At 73.7% G+C, this 10,972-nt stretch carries 9 protein-coding genes; 7 read left to right on the forward strand and 2 right to left on the reverse strand.

Annotated elements, in window-relative coordinates:
- Window positions 1-2: 2 nt before the first annotated feature.
- Entirely contained in the window at window positions 3-965 is a 963-nt protein-coding gene (locus PV796_RS15735) for a hypothetical protein (protein ID WP_274913797.1), read from the forward strand.
- 154 nt (window positions 966-1,119) lie between these two features.
- On the opposite strand, the gene sucD is transcribed toward PV796_RS15735, so the two are convergent.
- Window positions 1,120-2,004, reverse strand: a complete 885-nt coding sequence (sucD, locus tag PV796_RS15740; protein ID WP_016570512.1) for a succinate--CoA ligase subunit alpha — start codon at window positions 2,002-2,004, stop codon at window positions 1,120-1,122.
- Window positions 2,005-2,025: 21 nt separating this feature from the next.
- Complete coding sequence (sucC, locus tag PV796_RS15745) at window positions 2,026-3,204, reverse strand: ADP-forming succinate--CoA ligase subunit beta (protein ID WP_274913798.1); 1,179 nt, start codon at window positions 3,202-3,204, stop codon at window positions 2,026-2,028.
- 783 nt (window positions 3,205-3,987) lie between these two features.
- Between sucC and PV796_RS15750 the strand changes: the two genes are divergently transcribed.
- The 6 genes from PV796_RS15750 (at window position 3,988) to PV796_RS15775 (ending at window position 10,953) form a co-directional block, all read left to right on the forward strand.
- Window positions 3,988-5,835 carry a phage tail sheath family protein gene (locus PV796_RS15750; protein ID WP_274913799.1) on the forward strand — a complete coding sequence of 616 codons (1,848 nt, stop codon included), beginning with the start codon at window positions 3,988-3,990 and terminating at the stop codon, window positions 5,833-5,835.
- 110 nt (window positions 5,836-5,945) lie between these two features.
- Window positions 5,946-6,470, forward strand: coding sequence for a phage tail protein (locus tag PV796_RS15755; RefSeq protein ID WP_274913800.1), 525 nt, complete (start codon window positions 5,946-5,948; stop codon window positions 6,468-6,470).
- Between the two features lie 18 nt (window positions 6,471-6,488).
- The gene (locus PV796_RS15760; RefSeq protein ID WP_274913801.1) at window positions 6,489-7,247 is read left to right on the forward strand and encodes a hypothetical protein; all 759 of its coding nucleotides are present in this window, start codon (window positions 6,489-6,491) and stop codon (window positions 7,245-7,247) included.
- Window positions 7,240-8,013, forward strand: a complete 774-nt coding sequence (locus tag PV796_RS15765) for a hypothetical protein (RefSeq protein WP_274913803.1) — start codon at window positions 7,240-7,242, stop codon at window positions 8,011-8,013. Before PV796_RS15760 ends, PV796_RS15765 begins: the two co-directional genes overlap by 8 nt.
- Window positions 8,014-8,055: 42 nt before the next feature.
- Window positions 8,056-8,937 carry a DUF4255 domain-containing protein gene (locus tag PV796_RS15770; protein WP_274913805.1) on the forward strand — a complete coding sequence of 294 codons (882 nt, stop codon included), beginning with the start codon at window positions 8,056-8,058 and terminating at the stop codon, window positions 8,935-8,937.
- A gap of 33 nt (window positions 8,938-8,970) precedes the next feature.
- The gene (locus PV796_RS15775; protein WP_274913806.1) at window positions 8,971-10,953 is read left to right on the forward strand and encodes an ATP-binding protein; all 1,983 of its coding nucleotides are present in this window, start codon (window positions 8,971-8,973) and stop codon (window positions 10,951-10,953) included.
- Window positions 10,954-10,972: the final 19 nt, after the last annotated feature.

Genomic DNA, 10,972 nt, shown 5'->3' on the forward strand with positions numbered 1-10,972 from the left:
GTATGAGCGAGCACCACCGCAGACCGTCCGACCTGATCCCCGACGTGCCATCAAGTGAGCCTGATAGCAAGGAATTTGACTGTCCATCGGCCGCATTCGATGCGCTGTACGCGGCGCACGCCGGGCCGTTGGTCCGACAGGTGGTGCTGCTCACCGGGCGGGCCCGGCTGGCGCGGCGGGCGGTCGCGCGGGCGTTCCGGGCGGCCTGGCAGCGGTGGCCGGAGGTGGCGGCGGATCCCGATCCGCCGGGGTGGGTGCGGGCGGCCGCGTACGACTGGGCGTTGGCGCCGTGGCGGGGACCGTTCGCCCGGTGGCGGCCCGCCGAGCGGCCGGGGCCCGGGACGCCCGCGCCGCCGCCGGCCGCGCCGGCCGACCGGGCGCTGCTGGCGGCCGTGTTGGCGCTGCCCGCCCCGTACCGCCGCGCGCTGCTGCTGCACGACGGGGTCGGGCTGGGGCTGCACGCGACCGCGGTGGAGGTGGAGGCCAGCACCGCGGCGGCGACCGGGCGGCTGACGCACGCCCGGGAGTGCCTGGCCGAGGAGGTGCCGGAGTTGGGGCTGCGGGGGCTGCCGCCGGACCGGCAGGGGGCGGTGCTGCACGCCCGGTTGGCCGCGCTGGCGGCGGCCCGCCCGGTGGCGCCGCCGGCCGCGCGGGAGGTCCGGGCCGGCGCCGAGCGGTGCGCCCGGCTGACCACCCGGGCGGGGTTCGGGGCCGCCGGGCTGCTGGCGGCGACGGCGCTGACGGTGTCGCTCGGCGCACCGGACGGCCACCGACCGCCACGGCCGGCGGTGGCGGCGCCCTCCGCGCCGTCCGGGCACCCGGCCGCGCCGGCGGCGTTCCCACCGACCCACGAGCGACCCCCTCGGCAGGCCCACGAGCGAACCCCTAAGCAGCACCACAAGCGGCACCACAAGCGCGCCCGGCACCGGTCGCGCGGCACCCGGCTCGCCCCCGATCTCCGGTGAGCCCGGCCCCCGTTCACCGCGCGCGAACGGCCGTGGGCCCGCACCCCGAAGAGGGGGTGCGGGCCCACGGCCGTCATGCGGTGCCGCCGTTGGACGGGCCCGCGCGGCGGCTCGGCGAGAAGCGCGGGGGCGGGCCCGGTGGCGGCGGCTGCGATCAGCCGCCCAGGATCTCGCGGGCCAGCAGCGCGGTCTCGGACGGGGTCTTGCCGACCTTCACGCCCGCGGCCTCCAGGGCCTCCTTCTTCGCCTGGGCGGTGCCGGACGAGCCGGACACGATGGCGCCGGCGTGGCCCATCGTCTTGCCCTCGGGCGCGGTGAAGCCCGCCACGTAGCCGACGACCGGCTTGGTGACGTTCGCCTTGATGAAGTCGGCGGCCCGCTCCTCGGCGTCGCCGCCGATCTCACCGATCATCACGATCAGGTCGGTGTCGGGGTCGGCCTCGAACGCCTCCAGGGCGTCGATGTGGGTGGTGCCGATGACCGGGTCGCCACCGATGCCGACGGCGGACGAGAAGCCGATGTCCCGCAGCTCGTACATCATCTGGTAGGTCAGCGTGCCGGACTTCGACACCAGGCCGATGCGGCCGGGCTTGGTGATGTCGCCCGGGATGATGCCGGCGTTGGACTGGCCGGGGGTGATCAGGCCGGGGCAGTTCGGGCCGATGATCCGGGTCTTGTTGCCCTTGGCCTTGGCGTACGCCCAGAAGGCGGCGGAGTCGTGGACCGCGATGCCCTCGGTGATGACGACGGCCAGCGGGATCTCGGCGTCGATGGCCTCGACGACGGCGGCCTTGGCGAAGGCCGGCGGCACGAAGAGGACGGAGACGTTGGCGCCCGTCTTCTCCATCGCCTCCTTGACGGAGCCGAAGACCGGGACCTCGGTGCCGTCGAAGTCGACACTGGTGCCGGCCTTGCGCGGGTTCACGCCGCCGACGATGTTGGTGCCGTCACCGAGCATCAGCTTGGTGTGCTTCATACCGGTGGCGCCGGTCATCCCCTGGACGATGACCTTGCTGTCCTTGGTGAGGAAGATAGCCATGGTTGTTGGAGTCCTCGTCCCTTACTTGGCGGCGGCCAGCTCGGCGGCCTTGTCGGCCGCGCCGTCCATGGTGTCCACGCGCTGCACCAGCGGGTGGTTGGCGTCCGAGAGGATCTTGCGACCCAGCTCCGCGTTGTTGCCGTCGAGGCGGACGACCAGCGGCTTGGAGACGTTCTCGCCCTTGGACTTCAGGAGCTCCAGGGCCTGGACGATGCCGTTGGCGACCTCGTCGCAGGCGGTGATGCCGCCGAAGACGTTGACGAACACGGACTTCACGTCCGGGTCGCCGAGGATGATCTCCAGGCCGTTCGCCATGACCTCGGCGGAGGCGCCGCCGCCGATGTCGAGGAAGTTGGCGGGCTTGACGCCACCGTGGTTCTCACCGGCGTAGGCGACGACGTCCAGGGTGCTCATGACGAGACCCGCGCCGTTGCCGATGATGCCGACCTGGCCGTCCAGCTTGACGTAGTTCAGGCCCTTGGCCTTGGCCGCGGCCTCCAGCGGGTTGGCCGCCGCCTTGTCCTCCAGGGCCTCGTGCTCCGGCTGGCGGAACTCGGCGTTGGCGTCCAGGGAGACCTTGCCGTCGAGGGCGAGGACGTCACCGGAGGCGACCTTGGCCAGCGGGTTGACCTCGACGAGGAGGGCGTCCTCCTTGATGAAGGTCTGCCACAGGGTGACCAGGACGTCGGCGACCTGGTCGGCGACCTCGGCCGGGAACTTCGCCTGGGCGACGATCTCCTGGGCCTTCTCCTTGGTCACGCCCTCGTTGGCGTCGACCGGGACCTTCGCCAGGGCCTCGGGCTTGGTGGCCGCGACCTCTTCGATGTCCATGCCGCCCTCGACGGAGGCCATGGCCAGGAAGGTGCGGTTGGTGCGGTCCAGGAGGTAGGAGACGTAGTACTCCTCGGCGATCTCCGGAGCCGTCTCGGCGATCATCACCTTGTGGACCGTGTGGCCCTTGATGTCCATGCCGAGGATGTCCGTCGCGCGGGCGACGGCCTCGTCCGGGGTCGCGGCCAGCTTCACGCCGCCGGCCTTGCCGCGGCCACCGACCTTCACCTGCGCCTTGACGACCGACTTGCCGCCAAGGCGCTCGGTCGCCGCGCGCGCCGCCTCAGGCGTGTCGATGACTTCACCGGCCAGCACCGGTACACCGTGCTTGGCGAAGAGGTCCCTCGCCTGGTACTCGAACAGGTCCACGCGCGTCCGTCCCTTGTCTTCTCAGAATCGCCGTAGTGATCGCGGTTCGTTCGTCTGCGATGGGCGTGCCGCGAAGGGCAACGTGACGGCGCTGTCACAGGGGAGGCGTATGCACGGTGGCCGGATACGCGGCATGTCCGTCTCGCAGCGTATCGCCGCAGGACATGCGTCCCTAAATCGCAGATCACACTCCGGCGGTGATTACGGTCACAGATCTTTCGGCCAAGTCACTCCGCGACCCCTTTTCCGCAGGAGCGGCGCGGGCCACCGCAGTCATTTCGCAGGACCGCCCGAGCCCGCGGGTCACCCCGCCGCCGTCCACCGTGCACTCCGCGGCCGCGCGTCGTTCGAGTGCCGGCCCGGACGCGTCGACGGGCCCGCCCGCGGCCGGCCGCCGTCCGCGTGAGCGGGTTCCGGTTGCGGGGACGCGGAGAACCGTTCTTGAAGAGTGTGCGACGCACCCCGCACGGGACCTCCGCAGGGGGTGTCCGGAAAGGTCCTTGACCCTTCAACTCGCCCTGAAAGACACTGCGTTGAGCACTTACGCATCAGGAGTCACAGGCCGGAGTCGCGCGCTTCGGGCTTGGTCCCGTGCGGGTCGGGCCACGGATCACGGGCCGCCCTCATCGGATGCAGACGGGGGAACTTGATGGGTAGCGGGGGATGTCCGACCACGACCGGCGCGGTACACGCGGTCGTGGTCCCCGCCGCACCCGTCGCCCCTCCCCCTTCCTCGATTCCTTGGTGTCCTCACACTCGGTGCCTGAAGGGATTGGAGGGGGAATGCCGACACATACGACCTATCCCGGCGTCTATGTCGAAGAGCTTCCCAGCAGCATCCGCAGCATCACCACCGTGACGACGTCGGTGACCGCGTTCGTGGGCCACACCCGGCGCGGTCCGCTCAACCAGCCGGTCCGGATCACCAGCTTCGCCGATTTCGAGCGCCGCTTCGGGGGGCTGACCTCGCGCAGCCCGGTCGGCTACGCCGTCCACCAGTTCTTCGGCAACGGCGGTGCCGTCGCGGTGATCGTCCGGGTCACCAGGGCCGGCACCGGCGAGGAGGCCCGCGTCACCCTGGAGTCCACCGAGGGCCGCAGCCAGTGCCCGGTCCTGGAGGTGTACGCCAAGGAGCCCGGCGTCTGGGGCGACGGCCTGCGGGTGGCCGTGGACCACGAAACCCCCTGCCCGGACGAGACCTTCAACCTCCAGGTCCTCGACGCGCACGGCACGGCACGGGAGTCCTTCTCCGGCCTGTCCATGGACCCCGGCGACGGCCGCTTCGTGGAGACCGCGGTCAACTCCGGCTCGGCGCTGATCCGGGTGGCCGCGGTGGGCGAGGGCCGCCCGGACCCGTCCGGCACCGTCTCCAAGCCGTTCCACCACCAACTCCCCGATCTGGCCGTTGACTTGACGGTGAAGATCGGCGAGGTGGAGCGGGAGTTCACGCTCTTCGACCCGGACTGCGACGGCGAGCCACCGTGCGACGTCACCGAACTGGCGCTGCTGCTGGAGCACAAGCTGCGGTCGCTGCCGGACGCCCCCGGCCGGCACGCCTTCGCCGGCACCCGGGTCATCCCCTTCGGGCGCCGCATCCAGGTGGTGGCCGGCTCCACCGACCCCGGTGACGTGGTCCGCTTCGTCGGCGAGTGCGCCAACGACCTCGGGCTGGAGGCGTCGGTCAACCCGCCGGTCTTCGCGCTGTGCGGCGGCGCGGACGGCGACCCGCCCGGGCCGCGCGACCTCATCGGCAGCGAGGCCCGCAAGAGCGGCCTCCAGGCGTTGCGCGACCTCCCGGACGTCAATCTGCTGGCGCTGCCGGAGCTGGCGTCGTACGAGTCCGTCGACGACATGACCACGGTGCTCTCGGCGGCCCAACGGCTGTGCCGGGAGCGGCGGATGTTCCTGCTGGTGGACGCGCCCGCGGCCTGGGCCGGGGTGGACGCCGCCCGGGCCGGGATCGGGGCCTTCGACGCGGTCCGCGACGACCACTGCGCCCTGTACTTCCCGCACCTCCAACTGACCGACCCGCTCACCGGCCGGCTGCGCTCCTTCCCGCCGTCCGGCGCCCTGGCCGGCGTGATCGCCCGCACCGACGGCGAGCGCGGGGTGTGGAAGGCCCCGGCGGGCACCGGGGCGCGGCTGGCCGGCGTGCACGGGCTGACCGTCAAGCTCACCGACCGCGAGAACGGGCTGCTCAACCCGCTCGGCATCAACTGCCTGCGGACCTTCCCGATGGTCGGCCCGCTGGTCTGGGGGGCCCGCACGCTCGCCGGCTCGGACGCGCTGGACAGCGAGTGGAAGTACGTCCCGGTGCGGCGGCTGGCGCTGCACGTGGAGGAGAGCCTGCTGCGCGGTCTGCAGTGGGTGGTCTTCGAGCCCAACAACGAGCAGCTCTGGCAGCAGATCCGGCTCAACGCGTCGGCGTTCCTGCACTCCCTCTTCGAGAAGGGCGCCTTCAAGGGCGGCACCCCGCGGCAGGCGTACTTCGTCAAGTGCGACAAGGACACCACGACCGAGGCGGACGTCGAGAACGGGATCGTGAACGTCGTGGTCGGCATCGCACCCGTCAAACCGGCCGAGTTCGTGATCGTCAAGATCCAGCAGCTCGCCGGGCAGTTCGACCTCTAGCTCCACGACGCGGGCGCCGGGCGCGGCGGGTGGACGGTGTCGGCAGCCGGTCCGCGCCACGACGCCGCCGCGCAGGAACGACGTGCAGGAATCCGACGTGAGGGAATCCGATGGCTGAGTTCACGATCAACGCCCATCGCTTCGACCCGTACAAGAACTTCAAGTTCCTGGTCCTGTGGGACGGTCGTACGGTCGCGGGGGTCAGCAAGATCAGTCCGCTCAAGCGCACCACCGAGGTCGTCAAGCACCGCAACGGCGGCGACCCCAGCTCGCCGCGGAAGTCCCCGGGGCGCTCGGAGTTCGAGGGCATCACCCTGGAGCGCGGGGTCACCCACGACCCGGAGTTCGACCGCTGGGCCAACAAGGTCTGGCAGGTCGGCGCCGGCCTCGGCTCGGAGGTGTCGCTCGCCGACTTCCGCAAGGACCTCGTCATCCAGGTCCTCAACGAGGCCGGCCAGGTCGCCGTCTCGCACAAGATCTACCGGTCCTGGCCGAGCGAGTACCAGGTCCTGGGCGAGATGGACGCCAACGCCAACGCGGTGGCCATCCAGAGCCTGAAGCTCGAATGCGAGGGCTGGGAACGCGACTACGAGGTCCCCGAACCGCAGGAGCCCTCGTTCACCCACCCGGCCTGAGCGGCGACGAGGTAGCCGATGGCGGTCACCGGGCCGGCGGAACTGCTGGCCACCTGGGAGGCCGGGCTGGCCGAACGGGCGGCCGGTCGGGCCCTGTTGCTGCACCGGGCGGCCCGCCCCGGCGAGCCGCCCGACGCCCTGCTGTCGGCACCGCTCGGGGAGCGGGCGGCCGACCTCTTCGCGCTGCGCCGGGCGCTGTTCGGCGACCGGCTGGAGGTCACGCTCGACTGTGCGGCGACGGAGTGCGGTGCGGCGCTGGAGTTCGAGCTGGACGCCGGGGAGTTGGCGGCGGCCCGCCCGCGGCCGCCCGAGGGCGGGCTGCGGGTGGCGGAGGGAGCCTGGGTGGTGCGGTTCCGGCTGCCCGCCCCCGGCGACCTCGCGGCCGTGGCCGCCGCCCGGCCGCCGGACGGCACGGACGCCCGGCGGCTGCTCGCGGCCCGCTGCGCCCTCGCCGCCCACCGGGCCGGCCGGGAGGCCACGGTCGAGGAGCTCGCCCACCTGCCCGACCCGGTGCTCAAGCGCTTCGCCGAGGCCGCCGAATCGGCCGACGCCGGCGCGGAGTTGACGTTCCGCATCGCCTGCCCGGAGTGCGGCGCGACCACCCCGGCGGAGCTGGACATCGCCGGGTACCTGTGGACCGAACTGGACGCCTGGGCCCGGGACCTGCTCCTCGACGTCCATCTGCTCGCCTCGGCCTACGGCTGGAGCGAGCCCGAGATCCTGGCGCTCAGCCCGCTGCGGCGCCGCTACTACCTGGAGCTGTGCGCGGATGCCTGAGATGCCCGAGACACCCGATCTTGCGTCTGCCGCGTCCGGCGACTACCTCGGCCGGCTGCTGGCCCGGTACGCCCCCGCGCCGCCGGACGATCCGTTCGGCCCGCCGGGGGGCGACGGGCCGGGCCGGCCCACGCTCGTCTGGCCGCGGCTGCCCGGCCCGTTCGAGCGGGTGACGGCGCTGCCCGGCCCGGCCGACGGCGAGCCGGCCGACGCCGGACCCTCGTTCCCACGGGCGGCCGGCCGGCCCGCCCCGGCCCCGCACGCCGGTCAACTCCCGCGCGCCGAGCGGCGAACGGAGATCCGTACCCGGACCGAGCGGGAGACGGTGCTCCGTACCGAGGCGGCGTCGGGCGCCGACCGCGACCGCGGGCCCGCCGCCCGCCCCGGGCCCGCGCCCCTGCTGCGTCCCGCGGCGGCGGCGCGCGCCGGGGCCCGGGCCGCCGGCGAGGGCGGGCGGGCGCGGGCGGGCGCGGCCGGTCCGGAGGACACCGCGGCGGGCCGGGCCGGGGACCCCGCGCGCGTCCCGAGCGACTCGGGGCGCCCGCCGCGCGCTCCGCCCGCGCACCGACGCCGTGCCGGCGCCCCGCCGCCCCGTGCCGCCCCGCGGCCAGGCCCCGGCCGGGCGGCGTGCGGCGCGCGGTCCCGCCGAGCGGGTGGTGCACGTGGAGATCGGCCGGCTGGAGGTCAGCGCCGGCGCCGAACGTCCCGCGGCGGGCGGCCGCCCGGCCCGCCCCGAGCGGCGCGCGCCCGCGCTGAGCCTCGGTGACTATCTGGCTTCCCAGCAACGGACTTCAGGGGGACGGTCCACATGAGCAACGCACTCGCCCTCGCGACGGTCACCCAGGCCCTTGCGCTGCTGGTCGAGCACAACCTGCACCCCGAGATCGACATGGCCGTCTCGGTGGAGACCCGCAAGCCGCCGACCGATCCCCCGACCGACCCGACCCTCACCGTCTTCCTCTACCAGGTCACCCACAACCCCTCGATGCGCAACTCCGACCTGGTCACCCGGGCCTCCGACGGCACCCTGCTCAAGCGCCCCGCCGCCGCGATCGACCTGCACTACCTGATCAGCGCGTACGGCGAGGAGCAGGAGCTGGTCGGCCAGCGGCTGATCGGCAGCGTGGTGCGGACGCTGCACGAAATCCCGGTGCTGCCAAGGGAGTTGATCGAGGAGGCGGCCGAACGCCCGTATCTGGCGGGCAGCGACCTCGCCGAGTCGCTGCAGAAGGTCCGCTTCACGCCGACCCAGATGGACGTGGACGAGACCTCCAAGCTCTGGGGCATGCTCAACAACACGCCCTATGCGCTGTCGGTGGCCTACCAGGCGTCGCTGGTGCTGCTGGACGGCCACCAGAAGCCGGCACCGGCCCGACCGGTGCGGAAGCCGGAGGTGCGGGTGGTGCCGGAGGTGGTGCCGGAGGTGCCGTTGGACGAGCCGACGGTGGGGCCGGTGGAGGCGCCGGCGGAGGACGCGACGCCGGGTGCCTCGACGCCGGGTGCGGCGAAGCCGGTCGCGAAGAAGGCGGCGAAGAAGCCGTCGCCCCGCAAGTCCGCTGCTGCGGAGGGGAGTTCGGGAGCCCGTTCGCGGCCGCGGGCCCGTAAGGCGACCCGCGACCGGGCGGCGGAGGCGGACGGTCCGCGCCGCGCCGACGACCCGTCGCGCAGCGACGACGGCGGGGAGGGCTGAGGCGCGGTGCGGGGGACGGGGGCGGAGGGGGACATGGCGGGCGGCGGCGAACAGGACCCGGAGGCGTCGGGCCCCGAGGCGGAGGGCACGGCGCTGGCGGCCGCCGTCCGGGCCGTGTTGGCGCGCCTGGACGCGCATGCCACCCGCACCCCGGGCGACCGACCGGCCGACGCCGACGGGAGGGCGAGCGAGCGGGCGGGCCACCACGCCACCCCCTCCCCCCGCACCCTCGACACCCTCGCCGACTGCTTCGGGCTCACCCCCTTCGAGCGGGAGGTCGTCCTGCTCGCCGCGGCCGCCGAGTTGGACCCGACCACCGGCGCCCGCTGCGCCGCCGCCTGCGGCGATCCGGCCCGCCCGCACCCCACGTTCTCGCTCGCCCTGGCGGCGCTCGACGCGCCCCACTGGAGCGCCCTGACCCCGGTCGCCCCGTTGCGCCGCTGGCGGCTGATCGAGTTGGCGGACGAGACGCGGCTGACCACCAGCCGGCTGCGCCTGGACGAACGCGTCCTGCACTTCCTGGCCGGCGCGCCGTACCTGGACGCCCGGCTGCACGGCCAACTGCGGCGCACCGTACCGCCGGCGACCCTGCCGCCCGCGTACGAGCGGGCCGCCGGCCGGGTGGCGGCCGGGTGGGCGGCCGCCGAGCCCGACGCCCCGTTACGCGTCGAGCTGGTCGGCGGCGATCTGCGCACCCGCGCCGACATCGCGGCGACCGCGGCCCGCCGCAGCGGCCTCGGCCTGTACGCGATGGCCGCCGAGGACGTCCCGACCGCCCCCGCCGAGCGGGACCTCCTGGCCCGGCTCTGGCAGCGGGAGGCGATCCTGCTGCCGGCCGCGCTCCTGATCGAGGTCGGCGAGCTGGACCGCGAACAGCACGCCGCCGCGGACGCGTTCATCGCCGGCGCCGCCGTCCCGCTGGTCGTCTCCGGCCAGGAACCGCGGGGGACCGGCCACCCGCGCGGCCAACGCGTCACCGTCCCGCCCCTCTCCGACGAGGAGCAACTGGGGCTGTGGGGCGAGGCGTTCGCCGACGTTCCGGACATCACGGACCGTCATATCGCCGCCCTGGTGGCCCAGTTCCAGCTCCCCCCGCACATCGTCCGCTCGGCCGCCGCCTCCGTCCGTCGCGACCTGCCGGCCTCCGACGGGCCGGGCGCCGCCGAACTCGCCTGGCGGGCCGGGCTCGCCGAGGCGCGGATGGGCCTGGACGAGCTGGGCCGCCGCATCGAACCGCGGGCCGGCTGGGACGATCTGGTCCTCGCCGACCGCCAGTTGCGCATCCTCCAGGAGGTCGTCGCGCACGTGCGGCAGCGCGCGACCGTCTACCACGACTGGGGCTTCGCGGGGGCGCTGCGCAGCGGCCTCGGCGTGACGGCGCTGTTCGCGGGGGGCTCCGGCACCGGCAAGACGCTGGCCGCCGAGGTCATGGCCCGGGAGCTGGGGCTGGATCTGTTCATCATCGATCTGTCCCAGGTGGTCAGCAAGTACATCGGCGAGACCGAGAAGAACCTCAGCCGGGTCTTCGACGCCGCCGAGCGCGGCGGGGCGCTGCTGCTCTTCGACGAGGCGGACGCGCTGTTCGGCAAGCGCAGCGAGGTCAAGGACAGCCACGACCGCTACGCCAACCTGGAGGTCAGCTATCTGCTGATGCGCATGGAGGCGTACCGCGGCCTGGCCGTGCTGACCACCAACATGAAGAAGGCCCTGGACTCGGCCTTCATGCGCCGCATCCGCTTCGTCGTCGACTTCCCCTTCCCCACCGAGCGCGAACGGGCCGAGATCTGGCGCCGGGTGCTGCCCGCCCGGGCGCCGACGAAGGGGATCGACCCGGCGCTGTTGGCCCAACTCACCGTCGCCGGCGGCTCGATCCGCAACATCGCCCTCTCCGGCGCCTTTCTCGCCGCGGAGGAGGGCGACCGCCTCCAGATGCGGCACATGCTGGCCGCGGCACGTACCGAGTACCTGAAGCTGGAACGCTCCCTGACGCCGTCGGAGGTCCACGGATGGGTGTGAACGAGGCTGGTTTCGGGGC

Origin of the sequence: Streptomyces sp. WZ-12, assembly GCF_028898845.1 — a bacterium.
Lineage (GTDB): Bacteria > Actinomycetota > Actinomycetes > Streptomycetales > Streptomycetaceae > Streptomyces.